This is a genomic window from Methanobrevibacter sp. (genome assembly GCF_030539555.1).
GTDB lineage: Archaea > Methanobacteriota > Methanobacteria > Methanobacteriales > Methanobacteriaceae > Methanocatella.
On sequence record NZ_JAUNXX010000005.1, the window covers coordinates 26,562 to 51,973 of the forward strand.

Annotated in this window: 28 protein-coding genes; 9 read left to right on the forward strand and 19 right to left on the reverse strand. The window is 34.5% G+C overall.

Translation table 11 applies throughout. The features are described from left to right. Nucleotides 1–349: 349 nt before the first annotated feature. The 10 genes from Q4Q55_RS02190 to Q4Q55_RS02235 form a co-directional block, all read right to left on the reverse strand. Complete coding sequence (locus Q4Q55_RS02190) at nucleotides 350–931, reverse strand: 30S ribosomal protein S3ae (RefSeq protein WP_303371179.1); 582 nt, start codon at nucleotides 929–931, stop codon at nucleotides 350–352. A gap of 452 nt (nucleotides 932–1,383) precedes the next feature. Next, the gene (locus Q4Q55_RS02195; RefSeq protein WP_303371180.1) at nucleotides 1,384–2,772 is read right to left on the reverse strand and encodes a glutamate--cysteine ligase; all 1,389 of its coding nucleotides are present in this window, start codon (nucleotides 2,770–2,772) and stop codon (nucleotides 1,384–1,386) included. Next, a complete protein-coding gene (locus Q4Q55_RS02200; RefSeq protein WP_303371181.1) occupies nucleotides 2,773–4,170 on the reverse strand; it encodes a hypothetical protein in 1,398 nt (465 codons plus the stop codon). 4 nt (nucleotides 4,171–4,174) lie between these two features. Next, nucleotides 4,175–4,960 (reverse strand): class II glutamine amidotransferase, encoded by a 786-nt coding sequence (locus Q4Q55_RS02205; protein WP_303371182.1) that lies wholly within the window; start codon nucleotides 4,958–4,960, stop codon nucleotides 4,175–4,177. Between the two features lie 100 nt (nucleotides 4,961–5,060). Then, nucleotides 5,061–5,381, reverse strand: coding sequence for a NifB/NifX family molybdenum-iron cluster-binding protein (locus Q4Q55_RS02210; protein ID WP_303371183.1), 321 nt, complete (start codon nucleotides 5,379–5,381; stop codon nucleotides 5,061–5,063). Between the two features lie 19 nt (nucleotides 5,382–5,400). Further along, complete coding sequence (gene mtnP / locus Q4Q55_RS02215; RefSeq protein WP_303371184.1) at nucleotides 5,401–6,159, reverse strand: S-methyl-5'-thioadenosine phosphorylase; 759 nt, start codon at nucleotides 6,157–6,159, stop codon at nucleotides 5,401–5,403. A gap of 6 nt (nucleotides 6,160–6,165) precedes the next feature. After that, nucleotides 6,166–7,614: an RtcB family protein gene (locus Q4Q55_RS02220; protein ID WP_303371185.1), complete on the reverse strand. Its 1,449-nt coding sequence runs from the start codon at nucleotides 7,612–7,614 to the stop codon at nucleotides 6,166–6,168. Nucleotides 7,615–8,045: 431 nt separating this feature from the next. Further along, entirely contained in the window at nucleotides 8,046–8,180 is a 135-nt protein-coding gene (locus Q4Q55_RS02225; protein WP_303371186.1) for a hypothetical protein, read from the reverse strand. Nucleotides 8,181–8,480: 300 nt separating this feature from the next. Next, nucleotides 8,481–8,822, reverse strand: a complete 342-nt coding sequence (locus Q4Q55_RS02230) for a hypothetical protein (protein WP_303371187.1) — start codon at nucleotides 8,820–8,822, stop codon at nucleotides 8,481–8,483. Between the two features lie 12 nt (nucleotides 8,823–8,834). Further along, nucleotides 8,835–9,257, reverse strand: a complete 423-nt coding sequence (locus Q4Q55_RS02235) for an archease (protein WP_303371188.1) — start codon at nucleotides 9,255–9,257, stop codon at nucleotides 8,835–8,837. 88 nt (nucleotides 9,258–9,345) lie between these two features. Between Q4Q55_RS02235 and Q4Q55_RS02240 the strand changes: the two genes are divergently transcribed. After that, nucleotides 9,346–9,522 carry a hypothetical protein gene (locus Q4Q55_RS02240; protein WP_303371189.1) on the forward strand — a complete coding sequence of 59 codons (177 nt, stop codon included), beginning with the start codon at nucleotides 9,346–9,348 and terminating at the stop codon, nucleotides 9,520–9,522. Between the two features lie 118 nt (nucleotides 9,523–9,640). Here the strand turns inward: Q4Q55_RS02240 and Q4Q55_RS02245 are convergent, their stop codons facing one another. Together Q4Q55_RS02245 and Q4Q55_RS02250 are read right to left on the reverse strand one after the other, a co-directional pair. Then, complete coding sequence (locus Q4Q55_RS02245; RefSeq protein ID WP_303371190.1) at nucleotides 9,641–10,750, reverse strand: ORC1-type DNA replication protein; 1,110 nt, start codon at nucleotides 10,748–10,750, stop codon at nucleotides 9,641–9,643. 36 nt (nucleotides 10,751–10,786) lie between these two features. Continuing rightward, nucleotides 10,787–11,506: a 6-hydroxymethylpterin diphosphokinase MptE-like protein gene (locus tag Q4Q55_RS02250; protein WP_303371191.1), complete on the reverse strand. Its 720-nt coding sequence runs from the start codon at nucleotides 11,504–11,506 to the stop codon at nucleotides 10,787–10,789. Nucleotides 11,507–11,717: 211 nt separating this feature from the next. Between Q4Q55_RS02250 and Q4Q55_RS02255 the strand changes: the two genes are divergently transcribed. Both Q4Q55_RS02255 and Q4Q55_RS02260 read left to right on the forward strand, forming a co-directional pair. Then, complete coding sequence (locus tag Q4Q55_RS02255; protein ID WP_303371192.1) at nucleotides 11,718–12,638, forward strand: hypothetical protein; 921 nt, start codon at nucleotides 11,718–11,720, stop codon at nucleotides 12,636–12,638. A gap of 72 nt (nucleotides 12,639–12,710) precedes the next feature. Further along, nucleotides 12,711–12,956: a hypothetical protein gene (locus Q4Q55_RS02260; protein WP_303371193.1), complete on the forward strand. Its 246-nt coding sequence runs from the start codon at nucleotides 12,711–12,713 to the stop codon at nucleotides 12,954–12,956. On the opposite strand, the gene Q4Q55_RS02265 is transcribed toward Q4Q55_RS02260, so the two are convergent. Continuing rightward, complete coding sequence (locus Q4Q55_RS02265; protein ID WP_303371194.1) at nucleotides 12,943–13,584, reverse strand: YitT family protein; 642 nt, start codon at nucleotides 13,582–13,584, stop codon at nucleotides 12,943–12,945. The two genes, Q4Q55_RS02260 and Q4Q55_RS02265, sit on opposite strands and share 14 nt — an antisense overlap. Nucleotides 13,585–13,600: 16 nt before the next feature. Further along, the gene (locus tag Q4Q55_RS02270; protein ID WP_303371195.1) at nucleotides 13,601–14,293 is read right to left on the reverse strand and encodes a YitT family protein; all 693 of its coding nucleotides are present in this window, start codon (nucleotides 14,291–14,293) and stop codon (nucleotides 13,601–13,603) included. Between the two features lie 175 nt (nucleotides 14,294–14,468). Here Q4Q55_RS02270 and Q4Q55_RS02275 point away from each other — a divergent pair, with 175 nt between their 5' ends. From Q4Q55_RS02275 to Q4Q55_RS02295, 5 genes are all read left to right on the forward strand, one after another. Further along, complete coding sequence (locus Q4Q55_RS02275; RefSeq protein ID WP_303371196.1) at nucleotides 14,469–15,611, forward strand: alanine--glyoxylate aminotransferase family protein; 1,143 nt, start codon at nucleotides 14,469–14,471, stop codon at nucleotides 15,609–15,611. 488 nt (nucleotides 15,612–16,099) lie between these two features. Continuing rightward, the gene (locus tag Q4Q55_RS02280; RefSeq protein WP_303371197.1) at nucleotides 16,100–16,516 is read left to right on the forward strand and encodes a GerW family sporulation protein; all 417 of its coding nucleotides are present in this window, start codon (nucleotides 16,100–16,102) and stop codon (nucleotides 16,514–16,516) included. A 9-nt stretch (nucleotides 16,517–16,525) separates the two neighbouring features. Beyond that, on the forward strand, nucleotides 16,526–17,119 hold the full coding sequence (locus tag Q4Q55_RS02285; protein ID WP_303371198.1) for a DUF2953 domain-containing protein: 594 nt from the start codon (nucleotides 16,526–16,528) through the stop codon (nucleotides 17,117–17,119). Further along, nucleotides 17,109–17,369, forward strand: a complete 261-nt coding sequence (locus Q4Q55_RS02290) for a hypothetical protein (protein ID WP_303371199.1) — start codon at nucleotides 17,109–17,111, stop codon at nucleotides 17,367–17,369. The genes Q4Q55_RS02285 and Q4Q55_RS02290 overlap by 11 nt, the downstream gene beginning before the upstream one ends. Before the next feature lie 137 nt (nucleotides 17,370–17,506). After that, a complete protein-coding gene (locus Q4Q55_RS02295) occupies nucleotides 17,507–18,361 on the forward strand; it encodes a hypothetical protein (protein ID WP_303371200.1) in 855 nt (284 codons plus the stop codon). 3 nt (nucleotides 18,362–18,364) lie between these two features. Here the strand turns inward: Q4Q55_RS02295 and Q4Q55_RS02300 are convergent, their stop codons facing one another. Both Q4Q55_RS02300 and Q4Q55_RS02305 read right to left on the reverse strand, forming a co-directional pair. Continuing rightward, the gene (locus Q4Q55_RS02300; RefSeq protein WP_303371201.1) at nucleotides 18,365–19,897 is read right to left on the reverse strand and encodes a thiamine pyrophosphate-binding protein; all 1,533 of its coding nucleotides are present in this window, start codon (nucleotides 19,895–19,897) and stop codon (nucleotides 18,365–18,367) included. Next, nucleotides 19,894–20,352, reverse strand: a complete 459-nt coding sequence (locus Q4Q55_RS02305; protein ID WP_303371226.1) for a deoxyuridine 5'-triphosphate nucleotidohydrolase — start codon at nucleotides 20,350–20,352, stop codon at nucleotides 19,894–19,896. Before Q4Q55_RS02305 ends, Q4Q55_RS02300 begins: the two co-directional genes overlap by 4 nt. 64 nt (nucleotides 20,353–20,416) lie before the next feature. Here Q4Q55_RS02305 and dmpI point away from each other — a divergent pair, with 64 nt between their 5' ends. Continuing rightward, nucleotides 20,417–20,605 carry a 4-oxalocrotonate tautomerase DmpI gene (gene dmpI, locus Q4Q55_RS02310; RefSeq protein WP_303371202.1) on the forward strand — a complete coding sequence of 63 codons (189 nt, stop codon included), beginning with the start codon at nucleotides 20,417–20,419 and terminating at the stop codon, nucleotides 20,603–20,605. 124 nt (nucleotides 20,606–20,729) lie between these two features. Here dmpI and Q4Q55_RS02315 read toward each other — a convergent pair whose 3' ends face one another. The 3 genes from Q4Q55_RS02315 to Q4Q55_RS02325 all read right to left on the reverse strand — a co-directional run bounded on the left by Q4Q55_RS02315 (nucleotide 20,730) and on the right by Q4Q55_RS02325 (nucleotide 25,330). Beyond that, nucleotides 20,730–21,686 (reverse strand): hypothetical protein, encoded by a 957-nt coding sequence (locus Q4Q55_RS02315; RefSeq protein ID WP_303371203.1) that lies wholly within the window; start codon nucleotides 21,684–21,686, stop codon nucleotides 20,730–20,732. Nucleotides 21,687–21,710: 24 nt separating this feature from the next. Then, on the reverse strand, nucleotides 21,711–22,835 hold the full coding sequence (locus Q4Q55_RS02320; RefSeq protein ID WP_303371204.1) for a hypothetical protein: 1,125 nt from the start codon (nucleotides 22,833–22,835) through the stop codon (nucleotides 21,711–21,713). Nucleotides 22,836–23,374: 539 nt separating this feature from the next. Continuing rightward, nucleotides 23,375–25,330 (reverse strand): Ig-like domain-containing protein, encoded by a 1,956-nt coding sequence (locus tag Q4Q55_RS02325; protein ID WP_303371205.1) that lies wholly within the window; start codon nucleotides 25,328–25,330, stop codon nucleotides 23,375–23,377. Nucleotides 25,331–25,412: the final 82 nt, after the last annotated feature.

Below are 25,412 nucleotides of genomic sequence, written 5' to 3' on the forward strand. Positions count from 1 at the left end.
AGAAATAATATATTAATGTTCAATCATAATTATTCATAAAATATTTTTTAAAAGAAATAACAATTAAATAAATAAACATTATTCATTCTAAAATAGAAAAATGAAGACATATGCATTAGAATTGGCTAAAAATATTGAATATAAACAATTTAAGTTAAAATAACATTGAACATACTAACATTAAATTTAAATAGAATAAAAACATGTCCCAAGAAATAATAAATAACGATGAAATAAATCAAAAAGAAAGTCAATATTCTAAACAGAAAAAATATCGAATATAAAATTATGAAAGGTTAAATCAATTTAACAAAAGGAAATAAAAGAAAAAAAGAAGTGAAAAGTAATTTTATTTAATTACTTTACTTTTGATGATTTCCACTCTTTTAAGAGGGTAGATTTTTTTAGCGTTGTGGTAAATTTCAGATGCCAATTTACCGTTGACAACTATTTTAATCAATTCATCAAATGATTTTTCAGCTGCAGTCTCTTTGAGTAAATCTTCAATTACGCTTCTCATGTATTTTTGTTGGGAAGATTTAGCTCTTCTGATGGTTACTGCAAGAACTTGGAGTTTTAATTTACGTCCATCTTTAGTTTTAACTACTGCGGAAGCGTCGATTCTGGAAGTTCCTCTTCTAATCATGCTTCTTACGTAATCAGTAGTGGTTTTGTGACCGGTGAATTTGGTGTTTGCAACATCACCTGCAACATTATCAATTTCAAATCTGAGTTTGATGTACTGTTTTGAGAAATCTCCAGTTAATTCTCTCATGGTAACTTCAACTCCTCTACCGATGAGAAGTTCAGGATCTTTTGCAGGAGTTTCTCCAATTTCTTTATCTTCGAAGTTTACTGGTGTTTTAATAGTATACCAGGATTTTTCTTTCCATGTATCACGTACTCTACGTCTTTGTTTTGCCTTTGCCATTATATCAACCGTTTTTTTAATAAATAATATATATAATAAATATAGCGTTTGCCATTAAAATTTTTAAAAATAGTCTAAAAATACAGTATTTAATAATTACAATACTAAATATACTGCAATCACGATTATAATAAATTATCAGTTTATAATCAGTTATTTGACTATTGTGAGATATTCTCACGTTATTTAAAGAAAATATTTGTAATTAAGTTTTAATTTCTAAAACCCGCCCATAAAGGTTATCTATAATTATTTTATTCATGGTATATAAAGATTATCGAAAATGCTATTTTTTTAAATAAAAATTTGAATTTTGAAAAATATATTTCAAAATCCAATCCTACAATCAAAATTAAAGAAGTGCTTAAAAACCTTCATTTGCATAAAACAAGGATTCTGAAGCATTGTTTAAAAATGCTACAATAGATTTTAATTTTGTATACAATATACAATTACCTATTAAAAAGTGCAATTGGGACATACTTCTTGTATAAATCAGAGGCATTAACATCCATAGTGTTCACAAAATCCTTGCTGGTCTTTTTATTATTCATGGAAAGCATCATGTGTGTATTAATATAACCCCTCTGACTGATTAACTTCAACAGTCTTTGGCCATATGTGAGCTCAGGATTGGAAACGCGATCATGCATTAGCTTCAATGTGTCAAATCCGTCAATGCCCAACACTTCACACATCCCATACATCTCATTAATGATGTCAGATGCCCACTCCTTAAGGGTTACTTCCTCACCATCCCGAAGAAGCCTCATAGATTCATCATAAGCCCTTTCAGCAGTCAGTTCTTCATTGATTTTAGCTTCTTTCTGCCAGTCCCCATAATCGGACTCCTGTTTGATGGCCATGTAGATTAAAAAATAATGCAAGAACTCCATATCATGCCTAACAAGACCGCACTTATAGAACGGATTGATATCAAGGGTTCTTATCTCCACATATTTAATTCCATCATCCCTAAGGGATTTCAATACGTCTGAAGGTTCATTTGGTTTTAACCTAATCTGCGTATACAACTCTTTAGCTTCGGACAAATCCCCATCATCAATAAAAGATTGAACATCACGAGTGAATTCATCCACAGTATTGTAGCTTGGATATAAGCTCTTTAGATTCTTATACCCGCAGGAAGCGTTCCTAAATGATGGTCCTTTTGTGCTGTAATAGCTTCCATATACATCACGCGCATCCATCAGATAGATGCAATCCTGTGAGAATGTTCCGTGAGATCCAATTGAACATCCAGTCAAATAAATGATTAGCCAGCAGTATCTCAGGTAATTACGAGCTATTTTTAAATAGATATCATCTTTAAAATGTTTATAGCTTAATTTAGAGTCCGTGATTTTGTATAACTTCTCTATAGTGTCTTCTGAAAATGAAAAATTGAAATGAACTCCTGAAATCATCTGTTTTTTAACACCATACTTTTTAGCCAATTCTATACGGTATTTTTCTGATTTTTCGCCTTCTTTGCCATATTTGGCTATAGGAATCTGGTCATAATACGGCAGGATGCACGGTATTGACTGAAACCAGAGGTATTCATCATCGGGAAGAGATGCATTTACCAAATCAGCCAAAAGAGAAAATACATCAAAGGCTTCGTCAATTGAATCGAATGTAGGCGTTATAATTTCAATCTGGCTTTCTGAAAAGTCTGTTGTAATTAGAGGATTTTTTAGTTTATCCCCAAATATCTCAGGATGAGGCGTTAATGATAATTTACCGTCAGAATGAGCTCTGAGACTTTCCCATTCTATTCCAAAAGATCCTTTTAGTATGTCTTCAGTCGATAATTTGCTAAAATTTGACAAATCCATTTAAATCCCACTTGGCGTACCATATTCCCGGATTAATTTTTCCAAATCGACACCTCTTTTAATTGAGTCTATCAGGTTTTTTCCGGGATTAGTTTGATTTTTAATGCGTTCGTATAAAGGTTTTAAAAATGTTTCTTCACCAATTCCTCTCTGATTAAGACCATCTGCAGCTAAATCAACTATATCACGTGATAACTTACATATTTCTTTTTTAGTGATAAATGAAGGAAGTTCGTTTTGAATCAATAATTTCCTAAGTTCGCTTGCAGTGTATCCCTTATGATATATTATATCATCATTGTTAATTAATTCTTCCAATTCATTAAGGTTCTCTTTAAGTCCAAGGTGAAATGCTGCAACAGACATTGAATCACAGATCGGTTGAGTGCATACGCTTCTAAATTCAACTGTTCCCCTGAATGTCAGATTAATGAACTTGAATGGTCGGAGGTATTTGATATCGCCAATGCAAGGCCTTATTTCAATTTCTTCATAGTTTCCATTGTTATAAATTTCACCGGACACATACTCCTGCTTGAAATATTCGCTTAGGTTCATTGTTGGAAAATTGATATATGCTCCGTCACGCATTACGCAATACATATCCAAAGATTCCAAATATGATTGGAAATCATCCAAGTCCTTAAAGTCAACTTCATACATTCCTATGTTGTGGGGATTTACTCCATGTGTCGAATATTCCCATAAGACATCCCTAAAGCAGGTGATATTTTCATTTTCCTCAAACAAAACGGAATTTGAAAATAGTAACGCTTTAATGGGTTCTATTTTTGAAAATACATTGATTGTTTTTACCAGATCCTCTTTATAAACGTCGAGCTGAACTTGTGAGGCTGATGAAAACATTCCGTATTCCGGATAGTTGTGGAAATACATCGGAGAATTCAGATACTTGTAATATGACTTCAAATGATGATAGAGCATCAGATATCTTTCTGATGGAATCGGCTTTGATTCGTTGTATTTCCTGTATGGATTGATGCCCATTCCTGTTAAAGTATGATTATATTTCTCGAAAGCTTCTTTTGTAAAAACATAGTATTCACTGAAGCGGTCATTTATTGAAAACAGGTCCTTTTCACGACCCATTGCGAATTCGATGTTGTTGTACGAGCAGTCATAACAGACGATATCCTCATTTCCCCTGTTTTTAAGGGAAAAGACATTTCCGTCATAGTCTATTCCATCCTTTTTAAAACCGTCGAATTGTCTGTTGAATTCGTCGGTTACCTTATGTACAACATCAAAGTTTACTGCTTTCTTATCAAGATTGACAATGGGAATTTCAATTTCGACTCCGATGAAGTTCTTTTTTTTATTTGTTGGCTTTATAAACTCATCATATAATTTGTTTTTAATCATTTCCCTATCAATCATAAATTTAATCCCCATTCAACGAATTTACGAACTCATCAAGAATCTTTTCATGCTCCTCTGTTAGGATGAACTCGTTATCATGTTCTTCGCTTTCAAAAATTATGTTTCCATCTATCAGGCCGAATAACTTGTTTAGTTCCACCTGTTTCCAGCCTTCATCATCATCCAATGGGGTTGTGGCAACAAGAAATCCATCATCATTTTTTAAATAATAGAGAGATTCCCTCATGTTGGAGTGAATATAGGTCAAATCCCCATCATAAATCATTAAATTTAGCTTATTGTTTTTTGACAAATCCTCGACAATGCCAGTCAACAGATTGAAGCGCTCCTTAATTGTTGATAAGCTTCCTTTAGCTTTTTCGAATTCATTAACCTTATCAACAATGTATAACAAGATTCTTTCAGAATCTGTGTCTCCGCTTTCGTTCTCCTTATATTTGTCAAGTCCCGGATAGTCGAATATGGTTCCGTTATGTATTAACATCCAGGATCTGCTGTTATCATCCATCAATATGAACGGATGGCAGTTAGGGGATATTATCTCACCTACAGTAGCCAGCCTTATATGTGCAAATACATTTTTCCCAACAATAGGATTGGATAATATATTTTTTAAATGTTGGCTACATGTTGCTTTTATAGGCTCTTTATCTATAACAAATTCATCAGATTGCATATTGGCTAATCCCCATCCGTGCGGATGTTCTTCTGAGTGATTATAAAAACATTCCAAACATTCATTTATCTGTTTTGGCTTATTTGAATTAAAACAAAAAATTTCACACATATATTACCCTCCCATTATTGAATATTACAATTGTTATATTGTAATAACATATGTTATATAATTCATGTTATATAAATATTGTCAAAAAAAAAGAGAAATGTTAATTTTCAATGAAATTAACATGATCAATATATCTATTTAGAACCTCTTCGACAGGCCCCTCATCCATGACTAATTTAATACCTTGGTCTTCAGCTTTTATTTTTGATTTAAAACCATATTGAATAGATATCAAAACATCACAGTCCTCACAAGCTTTTAATACTTTGCTTCCCTGATGCTTGGAATCTTCAGCTATTTCAACTTCCCTATGTTCAATAAAGCTCAATTCATCATCATAGTCATAAATATATACGGATTTTCCTTTTCCAAGATGCAAATCAACATTCACACCATCTGAAGATACTACAGCCAATCTCATTTTTATCCTCCGTTAAATTTTAAACTTCAGCACCATCCAATGCATGAAGACATGCACAATCGGACGTGTCATCAACATTTTTAATAAAATTGTATATTAACTCCAACAGTTCACTTTCCTTTTCACTCACCATTTCAAAGACTTCATCTATAGTTAATGCATCATCAGATATTCCTGATGCATAATTGGAAACGATACAAATTGAATTATAGCACATCTCCCTCTCACGGGCCAGTGTGACTTCAGGAAGTCCTGTCATGCCGACCAGGTCTCCGCCAAGCATCTTAAACATTTTAATTTCAGCAGGAGTTTCAAATCTCGGACCTTCAGTACACACATAAGTCGCACCGAGAATGACATCGCCTGATTCAGCCAAAACATCACGCAAGCTGTTGCAGTATGGTTCGGTTACATCTATATGCACAACCTTATCTTCATAGAAAGTTTTTGCCCTATCCTGTGAAAAATCCAAAAAATCATCAGGGATTACAAATGATCCTGGAGGCATTTCCAGATTCATAGACCCCACGGAGTTTGTAGCAATGATTTTTGTAACTCCTATCTTTTTAAGCGCATCGATGTTTGCTCTGAAATTGATTTTGTGCGGCGGAATACTGTGGCCTGATGCATGGCGTGGAATGAAAGCCACTTTTTTTGAAAAAATTTCCAAAATGGAGACTTCCACATCACCATAATCGGTTTCAACCAGCTTATTAGAGCATTTATCTGCTTTTTGGGTGATTTCATATACTCCGCTACCGCCAATTATACCTATCATTTTGAACTACCCTTTGCAGACTGATAACGGTTTGACTTTTGCAACAAGTTTGGCGATGCCAGTGCTGTCAGATACTCTGACTACACTGTCCACATCCTTATAAGCCCCAGGGGCTTCCTCTTCAATGACATGTTTGCTGGTAGCTTTGATTTTAATACCTTTTGAAGCCAAATCTTCAGTAATTTCATCAGCATCATAATCCTTTTTAGCTTGAGACCTTGACAATATTCTTCCGGCACCATGAGCGGTGGATCCGAAAGTTTCCTCCATTGCAAGTTCAGTTCCATGCAATACGTATGAAGCGGTTCCCATTGTACCCGGAATCAGTACAGGCTGTCCGACAGCCCTGTATTTTTCTGGAACTTCTTCTCTTCCAGGTCCGAATGCACGTGTAGCTCCTTTTCTGTGGACTAAAACATCCTCTTCACGATTGTATACCTTGTGAGTTTCCATTTTAACGATATTGTGGGCGACATCATATACTATGTCCATTTCCATGTCCTTTGCGGATTTTCCCAGAACATCCTCAAAGGTTTCACGAACCCAATGAGTCATCATTTGTCTGTTTGCCCACGCATAATTGGCCGCTGCCGCCATAGCCTGTATGTAATTTTGAGCTTCTTTTGAATCGAGCGGTGCACATGCCAATTGTCGGTCATCAAGGTTGATTTTATATTTTTTATAAGCCTTGTCCATAACCCTCAGATAATCGGAACATACCTGATGTCCGCAGCCTCTGGAACCTGAATGAATCATAACTACAATCATTCCTTTTTTAAGGCCATACACTTCAGCAACTTCCTCGTTATAGATTTCGTCTACAACCTGAACTTCTAAAAAGTGATTGCCTGAACCTAATGAACCTAATTGTGGAATTCCTCTTTTTTTAGCCTTATCTGAAACAATGCTTGAATCGGCATCTTCCATTCTTCCGTTTTCCTCGAGAACTTCCAAATCTTCCGGCCACCCATATCCATTATTGACGGCCCATTCAGCACCATAGTCAAGCACATCATTGATTTCGTTTTCATCAAGCCTGATTCTGCCTTTGCTTCCAACACCTGAAGGTATGTTTTTAAATAGCTTTTCTGTAAGCTCATCGAGAGAATCCTCTATATCTTCAAGGGTCAAATTGGATTTAATCAATCTGACGCCGCAGTTGATGTCAAATCCTACTCCTCCAGGAGACACAATACCGTTTCTTAGGCTGAAAGCCGCAACGCCTCCTATTGGAAAACCGTATCCGAAGTGAATGTCGGGCAGTCCTATTGAATATCTCTGAACTCCCGGAAGGCAAGCCACGTTAACAATCTGTTGGACAGCTCCTTCCTCCAAATCATCAAAATGCTCATCAGCAATATAAAATCTTCCAGAAGCCCTCATCCTTTTGTCATAAGAGCCTGAAATCTCATAAACATTATCCCTAACTTTTTTAATTTCATCTTTAATAGTCATAAGAATCACAGAATTATTATAATTTAATATTTATATTTGGCATTTAAATAATGTTCGTGTGAATTTTGGAACTAACCCCCGCAATCATGTTTAATCTAATTAAATCGTCGAAAATGAAATATAAAATTTAACACATCCCCTCCAATATAGCAAGCAGCAATTAAGAATTATCAGGAATTGACCTTCGAGATATGAAAAATTCCACTATCAAATCAAATTCCAAAAGAAATGGGCGAATAGCCAGTTCAATTTTTCTAATTTTTTCTTTAAAACCATTTTGAAACATTTCCACTGGAGCTTCAACAACCAACCAAAGTTGAGGAACAAAAAAGGATCATCATCCAACATTAAATGAAAAACAGAATATGGAACATGTTGCTTTAACAATGGTTTGACCATATTTAAAGCAACAATGACACCAGAATTATCTTTTAAGAAATTATAAATTCAACAGGATTTTCCATCGGATAGTATTTCTTAATATTCTTGAATTCACTGTCAAAAAATTCAACATCATTATTTAACTTAAAAATAACTTTTTTTTCATTTTCATATAAATTAACCATTATATAAACCACCAAAAAATTGGGATGAGTTTTTAAATGTTTTAATTCTTCAAAAGCTATCTCTAAATCTTTTTCATTATCATTTAAAAAGAATTTGAAAAAATCTATAGAAAATTCATCATCATAATCTAATTGTTTCTGTTTTGAAATATTGTTCCCGTGTGAGAAAATTTACATCGATTAGAAGTAAATTTACCTTAAATTCAAATTCAAGATATATTATGAAATAACTTATTAAAAAAAGTTTTGTTGATTCTCAAATCATGATTTCAAGCAGGAATCAATAATAAAAAAAGAAAGTTATTTTCTAAACAGTGAGGATATCCCTGCAACAAGCAAGAACAATGCACTGATTACATTGATGTGGTCTGCACCAGCAATTACGAACATTGTAGCAACTATAAATCCAATACCCGCAATTTCCTCGTTTTTTCTTACATAATAAGCTGAAAAAAGACCCAAAATGGAAGCTAAAATAGCAATCAGTCCTAGAAATGATGTATGAACATGTCCAAAGCTTTTAATAAAAATCAAAAAGGAACCTGAAAATATACCTATAATTGACCCTATTACACCCAACATCATTTCAAAAGTTCTTGAAATAGTTCTTGTTCGTTTCATGATAGTAGATATGGTTTTCATATTATAAATAAATTATAAATCAACAATGGCTCGGAGTTCATAACGGTCTGTTTTTTTAACATCCATCATATGAAAAGTTATTGCCTTTATTTCTGTTTTTCTCTCATGTTTATCCCAGTCAATTGGTTCTCCACTGATTGTTGCTTTTAGAATGAATTGTTCATCAGTTTTTTTAATATCCACGTCAAATTTAGAAAAAAGCATGAACTCCACTTCATGGTAAAACAGAAGCTCTTCAAGATAATCATATAAAAGAGATACTTCGTCTTCAGAGGTTATTTCAAATGATTTGCTTATTTTTGAATCAATGTTGGAAGTATCTGAAATTATATTAAAAATAGCCAGTCCCGCATTTTCAAATGCTTCATCAAGACTATTTCCATATGATTTGAATCCTATATCGGCAGTTACATCAAAATATTCAAATTTTTTCATGATTCTTCCCCAAAAATATTACTTTTCAAATGCTCTCTTGCTCTTTGTTTATATTAGTCTTTTAATAATAATAAGTATAGTGATTAAAATGTTAAGTAATAAAGATACCTCATTAAAAGCAGATTTAAGAAAAAAAAGTTCTATAAGAGATGAGATTTTATATAGCAACTACGATATTCAATCTTGCATGGTAATGCTTCTTGTAGTGACTGCATTACTTTTATCAGTACTTTCTGTTGCTGCAGCGACTCCAAGTTTAATCTAGCTTGGAATGATTTATTTTTGAAAAAATACAATACCAAACCCTTAAAAGCTGCACATTAGACCTGTAAGCTTACCATGCAATACATCTAATGTCAACAGAAACTAATTTCCCGGAAAAATTAGAGGATATCATCATCGAGGTTATATCTCAATATAATTTCACGAGAATTTCCTCTAACCCCTTTTCCTGTAAATTTAGTATCGATTAATCTTACAAATTCCAATTTATCCAATGCCCTATTAAATGAAGCGTAACTGGATTTTGTTTTTTCCTTAAATATTTCAGACAGTTCACCGGCTGTATAAATTCCATCATAATCAGCTATTAATTTTAAAAGAGATTTTTCAACATCAGTCAATGATTTAACCGTTTCACCGACGTCTATTGAAACTAAAGAATCAATAGCCTTGTCATAATGTTCCTGAGTGATTTCACGACTGGCATCGGCTTCGGCAATGTTGCCGCATGACTTCAAAAGGTTAATTCCAATTCTCAGGTCCCCGTTTTCATATGTATACATTGCAATCTGTTCCAGTATTTCATCACCCAATACATTTGGGAAAAATCCTGCTTTTGCCCTGTCCCTTAAGATATCTTCTATTTCATTGTATGAATAAAGCGGGAAATTTATTTCTTGAGGAATGAAAACAGTGTTCACGTTTTTGTCAAAAGCGTATTTGAATTCCAGATCAGAGAGTATTGCAAAAATAGAAGTTTTGACACCAGGATATTCTTCATAAGCTCTCAATATATCATAAACTACCTTATTGGCATTGTTACTTTGGAACAGGTAATTGACATCATCCAATGCTATTATCAATGCGATTTCGTCATTTTGAAGCTTTTTCATTATCTTATCATAAATTCTTGAAAATGGAACACCGGTTTCTGGAGGAGTATGTCCGAAAACTTTTTTATGAATCTGTGAAAATATTCCAAAACGGGTTGTGTGAAGTTGACAGTTGATATAAACGCACATGACCTTTTCTGTGTTTTTTTCAACAAGTTCGAATACTTTTCTGATTGCTGTTGTTTTTCCTGTTGCCGGTGAGCCTAAAACAATTGCATTTGATGGTTGGCCACCCCTCATGGCAGGCCTTATTGACATTGCCATTGCCTCCATCTGGGTATCCCTGAAATTATAGTTTGGAGGCATGTAATCCGGATCAAAAGCATTTATGTTTTGAAAAAGACTTTCATCATACATTAAGATATCTTCGATTCCCATACTATCTAATTTATTTTAACTATTATAAATCAATTATTATTCACACAAATTAATAATATCAGCATTCTCGTTTTCGATTATCCAGTTTGTTAATCTCTCTGCATATTGCAGTTTTTTCTTTTTAAACTCATCAGCTTCAGCCAAATCTGCAGAAAGGTTTGGCCTTGAATATCTGGTCACTATCTCACCGAAATCCATTCCTGCCAAAATTATTTCACGAGCACCCAAAGCTATAGCGAGAAATATTGCCCTGTCTCCGTCGGTGAATCCTCCGAAATTGTAAACGTTGCCGACAGGTTGTGACTGTGTTGTGCCGATTACATTGGTGAAAAAGGATGTATATCGGATAACCTGGTCAATATTGTCTCCGTGGGCGTGCACGGCAATATTTGCACCCCTCAAGTCGGCCAGAAGAATATCATCCATATTCCCATCCAAATCAGTGGCCACAATGTCCGGAGCCAATCTTTCCTCAATCAATGCTGTTGTTGCGCCATCTGCAGCAACCAAAACATAATCCTTCAAGTCATAATTTTCTTTTAATTGAACAATATGCTCTTTAAGAGAAGGTCCCGCACCGAATATAATGTATTTATCGGAAAATCCTACAATTTGGGAGAGGTCATCCAATGTAAGGCATCCCATCTCTGAGAGGATTTCATCCAATATCTTTGCTGAGTTTTCATCATCATCTCTTGAAAAACCAAAATCATCAAGAATTTCTTTATAATATCTTTCCCAAAGTCCAAATTCCATATTTAAACCTCACAATAATAGTTTAGCCATTGATTAATTAAATAATTTATTATTTTTGAAAATTGAATTTGGTTTGTAAAATTGATTTGAAGGCATTAAATTTACTTTATTTTAAAGAAAAACTTTAAATAATGCCCAAAATAAATTATAAAGCACATTAATTTATTTAAAAAGGATTTATTAAAACCTATAAAAAATAAGAGGGCGAAATATGAATCTAAGTAAGAAAATATATCAACCATCAGACATCTCCTTCAAGTATGCTTTTGCCGTTCTGAACAAACATCTACACAAATACTTAAAACTGAAAGACGAATATGTGGCATCATATCCAACAGAAGTCATCACAAGAGACATGAGAAACTTAAGGATGGATACACTATACAAAACAAAAAATACTCTAAACAATATCGAATCCCAATCAACAAAAGTCGGCATCAAAGAAATGAAAAGATTTGCAGATTATAGGATATTTGCGGAATATATCTATAATCTACCGGTCGAAACAATAATCCTAATGACAGTTGATCCAAAAAACTCACTGAAAGAATATAAAATAAGTGATACAGACATAATGAGACCCATTTATATATATTTTTCAAAAGATGAAGTGATAAAAAAATTTAATAATCTTAGCGACAAAATTGAAAACAATGACCGATTAACTGAGGAAGAAACATTGGATATTGCATTTCTACCATTGTTTGCCGCAAAAGAAAATTCGCAGGAAATCACTGAAAAAATGTGTGAATTAATAACTAAATACAAACACATTGACTATGAACTAAAAAGAGAAATAATATTCATTCTTCAAATAATGATTTTTAATCATTTTGAAGATTCTAAAAAAAGAAAAGAGTTATTAGGGGAAATTAACATGAAACAATACGATTCTGATTTAGAAATGATTGCATACGAAATATACGGTGAAGACATGGAAGAACAAAAAGAAATAATAAAACTAATGTTAGAAATATATAAAAATAATAAAACAACAAAAATAGAAATAAAACAACAAGAAAAACTAATAAACGATTCCATGAAACTATTTAAAGAAATCAAAGAAAAAAACAACCTAGATAAAGAAACATCAACTAAAATCAATGAAATATTATCCAATAGCCAACAATAACTCCCATTAACACATTTATAGAAATGCGCAATTATTTAAGCTAAAAGCAAAGAATCATAAAAGGAAATTAACATGAAACAATATGACGTCGATTTAAAATGGATAGCATATGAAATATATGGCGAAGAATGGGAAGCCCAAAAAGAAATAATAAAACAACAACAAGAAGAAATAGAAAAACAACAAAAACTACTAAGTATAATAACACTACTAAACGATTCAATGAAACTATTTAAAGAAATCAAAGAAAAAAACAACTTGGACAAAGAAACCTCAGACAAAATCGATGAGATAATATCCAACTTCATGCAACTTTAACCTTCTTACCTGTCAGCTTATTGTACAATTCGGCGATTTGTCTAAGTGTAAAACCAACCATAAATGCAGATATTATTGTTCCGATATTAACGGCACCGAATACATTTGTATACCAGAATCCGCACATTACCAATGATATAATCACCATTGTTGCGTCGAAGGCTATCTTGATTGTTGAAAATCTCCAATTTGTCACAATCGCTATTGATTCGACACATCCCTCTCCGGGAAGAGGTGCAATATCTGCCGGCATGTATATGAATATTCCCAAAGCTGTTAAAAATATGCTCATCAGCATAAACAATATGTAAAATGGAATGGTATTTTCAAAAGGGATAAATGAAACCAGATATAGTGCAAGATCTGTGAAATAGCCGAATAAGACGCAGTTTATGAACTGCAATAATCTTTTTTTCTTGAATCTTAAGCGTAGAATTATCATTTGAATGAAAATTAAAGACGCATTAAATATGAATGTGGTTATTCCAATGTTGATATTGGTTATTAAAGCTAAAGAATAGGAAATAGAGCTTATTGGAGTTGTTCCAAGTGTTGATATGATTGAAAATGCCACGCCCAGTGACATTATGAACAATCCAAAAGTGAATGAACAAATCCTTTTAAGCATATATATTAATTATATATTACATCTTTTTTAAATTAACATTATTTCCGGTTATGCGATTATTGATTCTGTGAATATATTTAACTGTTGTTCCGATGAATAATGCTCCAAGAATTGTTCCAATACCCACACTTCCGAATTCGCCTAAAAAGCCATAACTCAATACCAAAGCTGTTGAAACGATAGTGATGTCCAAATAGACTTTAATCGTGGAGAACGGTTTATTGGATACAATGGCTATTGCCTGTGTAACCCCTTCAACTGAAAGAGGAATTATATTGGTAGGAACATAGAAAAATAACCCCAAAGCAATGAAAAATATTGAAATTACGCTCATCAAAAGAGTCCATAACAGATTATATGCCGGAGGTATGAAATACATCAGAGAAACTGAAAAGCTTGTAAAGGCACCGAACAATACACCGACAAACACCTGCAGGAAATGCTTTTTCCTGAAATCCCCTCTAAGCAGCATCAGTTCAATAGCAACAAGAATTGCATGAAAAATGAATGTTGCAACTCCTATTTCAATATTCCATATCAGATTCATTGCATATGGAATAGAACTCACGGGAGCAGACCCTAATCCTGACTTTATTGAAAATGCAACCCCCAATGTTATCAGATACAGGCCAAAAATATAATTGAATACTCTTTTGAAGGTTATTTCTTCTCCGCTAAATTGCATATTAAGATATTTATTACAACCCATATTTAAACAATATGTAAAAACAATCAGTAAATTTGAACAATGTACTAAAAAGTACATAACAGATTCTCCATAAACTGAATAAAATCACATATTAAAAATATTTAATAAGTATGAAAAGCAAAGATAAACATAGCTTGGAACTAAGCTAATTTTCTAGAAAATTGGAGGAAATTTGATGAATGATATTTTATTAATGCTTCCAGGACCAACAACAGTGCATCCTAGAGTACTCAATGCAATGTCAAAAGCTGTTGTGAACCACAGAAGCGCTAAATACGGTGAAATCTTAACTGAAACTACTGAATTAATGAGTAAAGTTTTCCAAACACCAAATAATTCTTATTTATTAACTGGATCTGGAACTGCAGCTATGGAAGCAGGTATTGCAAATACCGTTGCTCCTGGAGAAAAGATGTTGAATGTAGTAGGTGGAAAGTTCGGAGAACGTTTCATGAAAATCGCAAACACTCATGGAATCGAAACCAAAGAATTAGCAGTTGAATGGGGAACTGCTGTAACTCCTGAAGCTATCGCTGAAGCATTAGACGAAGATGAAGATATAAAAGCTGTTAGTGTAATCCACAATGAAACTTCAACCGGTGTTGCTGCACCTATTGAAGAAATTGGTAAAGTAATGAAAAATTATGATGCATTATACATCGTAGACACCGTATCTTCTCTCGGAGGAGATTACGTGGATGTTGAAAAATTCGGAATTGATGTTTGTCTAACCGGATCACAAAAATGTTTAGCTGCACCACCTGGAATGGCAGCCATTACTTTAAGTGACGATGCATGGGCAGCTGTTGACAAAGTGGAAACCAATACTTTCTATTTGGATATGAAAGCAGTTAGAAAAAGTGGAGACAAAGTGCCTCCTGAAACTCCATACACCCCATCCGTTTCACTTACCTATGCAATGAATGAAGCATTGAAGATGGTTATGGAAGAAGGACTTGAAGCTAGAGTTGCACGCCACCACAAAGCAGCTAAAGCTAGTGTGGACGCTGTTAAAGCTTTAGGTTTAGAATTATTCGCAGACGAAGCTGTTTCATCTGCCACTGTTACAGCAGTCAAAATGCCTGAAGGAATTACCGACGCTGACTTCAGAGGAACCACACGTGACAAATACGGCGTGGAATTAGCTGGAGGACAAGATCACTTAAAAGGAAACATTTTCAGAATCGGACACATGGGAAATATTTCCTACAAAGAATTAACCCAAACCTTTGCTGCTATCGGAATGACCTTAAAAGGTTTAGGTGTAATTGACGATGCTGGCGCTGGTGTAGCATCAATCGCAGAATCATACTTATGATTCTGTCACTTCTCTTTTTTTTGAATTTTTGAATTGATTATAAGTTATAACTAGCAAAAATATATTGCTTATAAGTTATATGTGAAAAGTTACACTTGAAATGCATGTCTAAATTACATTACTTATAAGTTATATGTGAAAAGTTACAGTTGAAATGCACCTCTCTGATATAACTTATAACTTATGAGAAAAAAGTTACACTTGAAATGCACCTCTTGATTTGTGACAAAAATAAATTATAACTAAAAAGTTACACTTGAAAAGTATGTCTTTTTTATTTAAAAAGTAATACTTAGGAATTTTGCCATCATCAAAAAAGAACAGAACCGACACAGGAATGATTCAAAAATCTTCAATTGTTTCGATAGCATTGCAGTCGGAACAAATAATGTAACTGCAAGGTTTCCAATTCGACACCTCAAAGGGATAGTAAAAATATTTTAAACATTAAAAACAAATATAATATAACAAACATAGGATGTGAAACTATGGCTGAAAATATAAAAACAACCGTTGAAGAATTGCGCAAACTTATTAATGTCGAAAATGTAATCGGTAAACCAATTGAAACAGATGATAAAATCCTCATTCCCGTGATAAAAATGGGAGTAGGGTTTGGATCTGGTGAAAACCTAATGAGTAAAGAAGGAAGCGATATTGCAGGTGCAGGTGCCGGAGTAGAACCAATTTCAATGGTGATGGTTCCTAAAAAAGGAAATACCTCTGAAGGTGTTCGCGTGCTTGATTTAAGTAAAGGAACCGAAACAAACAAAGCATTATCCGATTTAGGTTTAATTATTTCTGATTTGGTTAAAAACTATTTAGGATCAAAAGACGATGATTATGATGAAGGAGAATACATAGAACCTGAATTCACAACATCCGATGATGATAGCGAAGAATAGGAATCATACATGTTAAACATCCTAGGGATGATTATTCTAATAATCATCTTATTCATTATTATTTTACTATTAATAGGCATTAAAATATCATTTATCTATGATAAAAAAGGCAGCCAGCTTAAAGGATGTTTAAAAATACTTATTTTTAAAAAAATCAAGGTTTATTCCCATACTTTTCCTTCCAAAGACGATGACGATGAGGAAGAGGAAGAGGAGGAAAATGATGAAGAGAAAAAACAAAGGGACGTTAAGAAAATATTAAACCTTGCCAAACCATGCTTTGAAGATTTTAAAATATTTGTCAAATCATCACTAAATGTGATTAAAGTTAAAAGACTTGACAACCACCTTATTTTTGGAATGGACAGTTATGCAGATACCGGAAAATATATCGGCATAATCTGGGCAATTTTAGCTACAATAAACCCCCTGCATGAAAAATTGCATTTAAGTGCAGAACCGTCATTTGCAGGAAGTGTGCTTGACATCAATGGAGTCAACGAAGTTGAGATTCATGTCCTGAAACTCATTGTTCCAACAATCAGACTGGTTTCAAAAAAGGATGTCCGCATATTCATAAGAGGTGTTCTGGATGAAAGATGAACTTGAAAGATTCATCAAAAATCAGTTCAACATAACTGAAAATACAGAATTCAAGTTTCATGAAATGTGCGGATTAATGTTCGTGTTTAAACAAACATTTTTCAACATCGATGAAAAGATCACATCTGCTGAAATCAAACCTGTCGGAATAATTTATGAAGAAAGTAATGAATATTACTTTGCTCCCCTAGATGAAGTTAGCCAAATAGATGAAATTGTTAAGGAATTTGTTGAAATTTACCTGAAATAGAAAAATTGCCCTAACTCAGTAAAATTGCATTTAAAAAGAACTGACCAGTATAAATACCCCAAACACCAATATTAATTATACCTACTGAAAAAAAGTAGTGAACACTGGGCAAAACAGAAAATGTAGGTGGTACAACCATGCACCAAAAATACGATAAACTTTCAAAATTATCCTGCAGAATCTTTGCAAACTCCCTACTTCGCTTTATCGGCGAAAAACCGGGAATCAGAAATATATACACTTACGAAATCTATACACCCAACCACAGATTGAAAATTTTGGATTTGGTAGTGGAAACCGCAAACGGTTATTGCATCGATTTTGAATTTCACAAGTTGGACACAACTGAAGAGATAATTCTCAGAAATATTCAGTATGTCGTGAACTTCAGACTTGAAAACGGAAATCTCATCAAACCGTATATCATTTCTATGGCTGATGCTGAAAAATCAATTCGAAAAGCAAAAATCCATCCGGACTTGGAAATTGAAATACCCTTCATATTTTTCAAAAATTATGATGGCGATGAAATACTTGAAAAAATTAAAAAGAAAATAAATAAAAATATATCTATCGAAGAATTTGATTTATTTAATATGATATTTCTGCCATTCATGAAACATGACAAAAGCGATTATGAGATTACAATGAACCTGATTGATTTGGCCAACGAAATTGACCTGACAGAAGAACAACAGTATCAACTAAAAGCCTGTCAGATAATACTTGTAGACATTTTCATTCCAGAAAACGAAAAAGAAAAACAACTAAAGGTGGTAAATATGGGAAGCACATTTTTAGAGGAATATGAACGAAAATTAGTGGAAGATGCTGAAAAAAAAGGAATAAATAATGGAAGAAAAGAAGGAAAAAAAGAAGGAAAAAATGAAGAAAAAGAAGAAATTGCAAAAAAATTGAAAGATGACAATGTCCCTATAGAAAAAATCATACAATACACAGGTCTGAGCCTAAACGTTATTAACTCACTTTAAAAATTATTCCGGAAGAGGAATATTTTCACTTTCAACAATGACTTCAACAACAAGAGGGCCAGTGAGATTTTTTTCAAGCAGGAGTTTCAAGTCATCAAGATTATCAGCGCGCACTGCATCGATTCCGTAAGAAGATGCCAGCTTTACAAAATCAGGATTGTTTAATTTCACCTGATAAGGTTCCATATCATAAAATTCTTCCTGCCATTGGCGAATGATTCCGAATTCAGAATTGTTCAGGATAAATACAACAACATCCAAATTGTTTTCCTTGAGTGTGGCCAGTTCCTGAAGATTCATCTGAAAATCCCCATCCCCGTTAATGAGAATAATCTTCTCACCGCTGGCAATAGCTGCACCTATTGCTGCCGGAAGACCATAACCCATTGGTGCCATACCTCCTGAAAACAGCAGCTGTCCGGGAGAAGTTGATTTTTTAAGAAGTGTTGTCCAGGTCGTATGGGACCCTGCATCTGAAACTATAATGTTGTCATTGAATCTATTTAAGATTTGACTGATTGCTGCCTGTGGCTTTAGGTCATCATCAATGCCTTCAATTTCAATAGCATCATCGATTTCAAGAATTTCATCAAGCCAGTCAACTTCACTGAATTTGATTTCTGCTAAAAAGTCTTCCACTTTTCCATGAATCGGAAAGTCCCCGATCAATATGTCCTTATTGATGTTTACGTGGATCAGATTATCTGGAATTACCGGCAGTGTGCGTTCACTCGCCTTAATGCCCAATGCGATAATGCAATCAGCATTTTCAAATGCATATCTTGCCTGAGGATTTCCTCGTATTCCAACAATGCCCAGATTCAAATCATCATGGTCGGATATGATGCCCTTTCCATGAAATGTTGTAGTGACCGGTATTTTATACTTATCTGCAATTTGTTTAATGGCATTCCCCTGTGTTCTTGCACCTGCGCCCAAAATGAATAATGGCTTTTTGGATTTGTCTATGAGATCCTGTGCCTTTGAAATGTTAGACAGGTCATCTTCACACAGATAGCACAAGTCGAAATCCTGAAAATCTTCACTTGACAGGACATCCTTTGACAAATTGATGTGAATAGGTCCTTTGGGATTGTTTTTAAGCGCAAATATGGCTGCCCTTAGGCAGTACACAGCTTCTGTTCCGTTCAATGGGTTGTATGAATCCTGAGAGATGTGGCTTAAAATATCTGCCTGAGGAGTTGACTGAAAATGATCTGTGCCCCTGTATTTTAATTCATTGTCACCTGTTAAAACCAAAATCGGAACGCTGTCCTTGTATGCAGTGGCCAGTGCCATTGTAAAGTTCAGTGCTCCTGGAGATGCTGTTGCAACGCAAACCCCTATTTTTGATGTTGACCTGTAGTATCCGTCTGCCGCATGAGCCGCAGCCTGTTCGTGTCTTGTCAGGACATGGTTAATGTCTGATGCTGAAAGCGCCTCATAAAACGGCATTATCTGCTCGCCGGGAATTCCGAAGATGTCGGTAATGCCTTCCTCGGCCAGTATTTCAACAAGTTTTTGGGCCACGTTCACTCTTCTTCCTCCTGATAGGAGCCGTCATATTCGCCTGACCCTTCAACCGGAAACACCACTGCCTGAGCTATTCTGTCTCCTGACTTTATTTTGTAGTCATGGTTTCCGTGGTTATAAATCATGAACATCAATGTTCCGTAAAAGCCCGGATCGCCCACTGCAGTTTGGACTGATACAAATGACCTTAAGAGAGTTGATCGGGGCAGATACAGCATGGCATATCCTTTAGGAATTTTAATTTTCCTTTTAATGCTTGCAAGATATGCTGTATGCGGTTTTAAGGTGTAAATATCCCCATCCATTTCCTTAATTTCTGGCAAGTTCTTTTCATTGTCAATAAGTGACCCTGCACTTTCCTGTGTGTAAATCTTATCCAGTTCCAAATCTATTCCTGAAGGCTGAACCAAATCGGCAAAATCAGGGAACAGTTTTATAAGTTCTTTTTCACCAAGCATCATATCAAAACCTTTAATAATTTATTTATACCATCTTGGTTATAAATTTAAATGGTGATAAGAAATGCCAGTAGTAACAATCGGCGGAAATGACGGAATCAGTGTTGAGAAAAAAAGAGAAATGGTAAAAAAAGTATCTGAAGTCGTTGCGGATGCTTATGACTTGCCAATTGAAGCGATAACAGTTCTTGTTCAAGCTTATCCTAAAGAAAGCATTGGCGTTGCTGGGGAACTGTTGTCAGATAGAAAATAAGTTATTTTAAATTGAGAAGGGAGCTTTGAGGACAAAACTCCCTATTATACAGACTAAAAAATGTGTCAAAATACATTTCAACACAATCTAATATTATTATTACAACCTATTTAAAAATTTTGATTCAGACTTTTCTATAATGGTCGTCATCAAATTTTTCAACAAGATTCAATTCTATGAGTTCATCCAAATATTTCCTTATTTTTCTCTCGAAGTTTTTGCTTTTGTATCTGGCAAGTGATTTTTCAAGTTGTGAAAATGTGAACTCACCGCTTATGCTGTCATAGATTATTTTCTGCCATGGAGTCAGGTTGAAGATTATCTGCTTCACTGCGACGTCGCTTGCTTTTTCATCTTGCGAAATGTTTTCAAAATTCCATTTCTCGTCACTGACTTTGATGTTGAAGTCCCTTTCGATTTCATCTATGGACTCGGACAGGCTGTTGAGATGGGGGTGGTTTGCAAGTGCGAACTTGTTTTTGTAAATTTTCAGGAGAAATTCCCTTCGGGACTTTTCAATATTTTGGCGGGCAGTTTCGAAACTGTCGAATGACCCTATCACCCAGACCTTATCATCAATCACCTCTGAGATTTTGTAGGTGTCTGTTTCATCATCGAATGCTATCTGAGGAAATGTGTTTACATCCCAACTGTTTTCGAGAAGAAAATTTCGAATGAAAGTCGCATCTTCAAGATTGTCGCTGACAGCGAATATATAAGAGTCTCCTGCAATCTGCTTTTTGACCATGAAGATTTCAAATACCCTTGAAATGTTGAGGCCATACTTTGATTTATTAGGATTTCTGATGATTTTTTTGGCAAGTTTTTCAAGTTCCTTATCGTTTGGTCTGGTGTTAAATTTACCTAATATGTGCAATTTTTCATCGATTTTTGCAACTGCCACGTATTTGTCCTGGGAGAGGTGCGTTTCAAGTGTAAAATTATCCGGATTCCAATTTTTACCTTCAAGCAAATCCCTTGCAAAAATTGCATCTTCAATCGATGAGAACCTGCCGTAAACCCTTGAATTTTTTATAATCTTATATGACTTTTTATCCCTGCGGATGTATTTTTCTTTCATTGAGAATAATATGTTCTTTGGAAACTATAATCTTTTAGTTGGCTTTTTAATGCTGACGATTTCAATGTCTTCCCCAAGCCAGCCGTCGAGGTCGATTGTGTTTTTTGATGATGTGTCAAAATATGAGTCTATTAGATTTTCCAGTTTTTCCGTGTTGTTTTTTCCGGGCACTTTCATGAACCGGTCGTACTGTCTTGAGGTTAGGCGGAAATTCAGTCTCTTGTTTTTGTACTCAAAGTCATGGATCTGATTCTCATAGATGTCAAAGAGCTCATAAAAGATTTTTTCGAATCGTTCATCCGAAGGCATGTTTTCGGCTGCGAATTCCATATCTCTCCTGCGAACTATATCCTCTATTGAGGATTCCTTGATGTGCCTGTTTTTGGAAAGCTCACTTAAATCATATGATACATATCTTGAAAATATTTTTGCAAAACTCAACGCTTCCAGGTCACTTAGGTCATTGTCTTTTGCATAACAATATCCGAAAGCCTGCCAGTGGGATCTGTTTTCCTTTGTGAATTTGATGTCTATGTTATTCTGTCTTAAAACATAATTCAGGTCGCTTCGCTTTACTGTGGAATCTATGATGTAGTAGTCGACCAGACGGTCTGTGTCGATATATGGTGGGTAGTCATTCACGACCGGAAGGGTGACCTTTGAGTTGACGTATTCTATGAAGCTTATTTGATTTCTGAATTCTCTCAGCCCCTCGAAGTAATGTCTGAAAAGTGTCTTCCCGTCACTGTCATCATGAATCTTTATATCTTCAATGTTTAAAAACAAATGGTATATCAGAGGAAATTCATCACTCCAGAATTTCAAAATCAGCCTTTTGAATGATTTGTACAGTTCCGATTCGCTGTCGAAAATGTCAATGTCGAAAATCATTTTTCTCAGGTCAAGTTCCATGAATTCATATTCGCTTTCATCCGCATCTATCTTTGAGACTGTCTCCTTGAGTGAAATTTTTATGAGTCTGTCAGCCATCATTTCCTTTGTAATGGAGAGTGCCTCTTCAAGTGTAATGTGGCCTGAGACATCCATTTCATCTGTAAATCCCCCATCACCTATGGTGAAAATGAATTTTGTTCTCTTCTCGGATGTCTTTTTTAGAATGTATTGGGTAAGGTTTCTTATTTCCAGCATAAAAATTCACTCTATTTTTTAGTGTAATACATCATGTAATACATAAATTATAGAATATAATATAAAAACTTTTCGTTACTTGAAAAAAATTTTCTTCCAATAACTCTGTGAAAAAACCGCATTCAATGCAATGTCTGAAATCGTATCCCTTATGCAGAAATCCATATCATGGATGAGGATTTCCTTTCATTTAATTGAAATGGTGATTGATTAAAATGATAGTGTTTGAAAAGAGGTGATGGATTTCAAGTGTAAAATCAATTAAATGATAGTGAAAATGTTTTTGAAACTTGAATCAGTGATGCAGAGTACATGAAAACGAAAAAAATGAATAACTTGTAAAACCAAGATTTTCCTAAAATGCCCACACAGGAATATCGTTTACTTCAAAATGAAGGATTTCACCCAAATTTCATGAAACAAAACTGAAAACCGCATTTACTCGAAAATATTTTCAGTATAGAAAAAGAGGTATATAGCTTTGATTTTATAAATTTTGATGATTAAAAAAAAGAATGAAAAAATAGGGAAGATTAACCCTATTTTTCAAGATAAGTTTCCATTGTAACCTTATCTTTGATGTAGGTTGCCTGATAGACAAGCCTTTTACCTACAGGAAGGTCTTTATAGTACTCATTGCTGATTACAACCCTTGCAACACCAAGACTGTTGGTTTTTACCTTGAAGTATTTGTAGTTGAATTTGAATGTGATCAGCTTGTTTTTAAGCGGAACCTTACCGTACTTGAGTGCCGCCATCAGCACAAAGCTCTTGGCGGATTTTTTAACTGTCACCTGTTTAACCTTAAGCATACTTACAACTTCAACATGCTTGTGTATAGCTATCTTTCCGTATTGTGCGGTCAGCAAGTACTCCCCAGGCAATTTTGCCATTTTAAACATTGCAATACCCAAAGCATTAGTTTTGGCGGTTGCAACTTTTTTATGATTCACCTTGAAAACCACATTGGCATTTTTAATAGGTTTTCCATTGACTCCAACAACCTTCGCCTTGAAAGCACCATTCATATATGGAATGGACTTAGGAGCGACAATCACCTTAGGATTATTTCCGTGTGCAACGGTTACAGTGGTCTCGCCCAACTTCCAAATTTGACCTGTAGCGTTGCAGCGGAAGATAAGTTTGTGCTTGCCTGAAGTTATTTTTGACAGGGACACTGTAGCGATTCCGTTTTTGAAAGATGCCTTATAAGTATTCACCTCATCATCGCTGACTTTAACATATATTGTGCCTTTAAAGTCTTTTGATGCCTTGAATGAAACAGTGTTTTTGCCGAACAGCACCATTTTGGAAACAGAAATCAACTTAGGATAGACATATAGAGATGTTTTGTGACTATCTATATCATAACCGTCATCAGAAAGATATTTAATTAAAATACTGTGTTTGCCAACGGTTAAATTGCTAGGTACTTTGATTTTAGCTGAACCGTTTACCATTTTCTTAGTATAGATTTTACCGTCGATTGACACTTCCAGAGTTCCATTTGCATCATTAGGCAATTTCAATCCATAATACCTGTTGTTGTTTCCGTAAACTGCATTATCATAGAAATTGATTATATCATTGTTTTTATAGGCATTAAAAGCACCGAAAACTTCGATTGTCCTGTTCAATTTTATTACGGAATAATCGCTGCCGTTGTAGTATGCATAAATCTGATGTTTTCCAATAGGCAATTTATCTAGATTCACTGTTGCTATTCCATTAGACTGTTTAACTGTTTTGTATACCTTACCGTCAACTTTGACAACCATACTGCCTTTGGCATTTTTAGGAATTTTTAATTGGACATTATCCTGACCCCTGCCATATTCCACTTTTCCACTTGAGGTGCCCCAAATATCTGAAACACCATTATGTTCATAGAATATTGCCGGCTTGATTGTGAATGTTTTAGTTATGTTGCGCGGATAATAATATTCATTACCCTTTAATACAATCAATATTTTATGAGTTCCAACGGCAAGATATCCATTGTAACCCCCATAGCCCTCGATACCGTGTTCACGCATATCCATGAAGGAAGCTTTTTTACCATCAACAAAAAATTCAACATCAATAGTGAAATCCGAATCAAAAATAAAACTAAAGTAATGTCCATAATAATTATCCTCAACCTCAAAATAATATGAAGGCACTTTTTTTCCCAGCACATCCTCTGGGGAACTGGAAAGGTTGTCATCCCTAGCACTTGAAAGCAATGGTGATTTTTCAACTTCGACACTTCCATCATTGGAATCATTATCATCATTAACCACGTTCACGTCACTGGAAAGTGCCGCATCCTGATTATTTGCATCACCGATGACTTCATCAATCGAATCATCAGCGATTACATCTTCGTTTTCAACTGCAAGAATTGAATCCTGCACGTTTTCACTGGCCGTGAGATTATCTGACGCGCTGACAGCGCCAATTGTCAGAATGGCCAGCAGCAATAAACTAACCAAAATAAGTTTCTTTAACTTCATTTTAATCCCCAAATCTATTCAGTTTAAATACAAATACTATATATGAAATACATTACATATAAAGCTATTATTTTTAATTTGA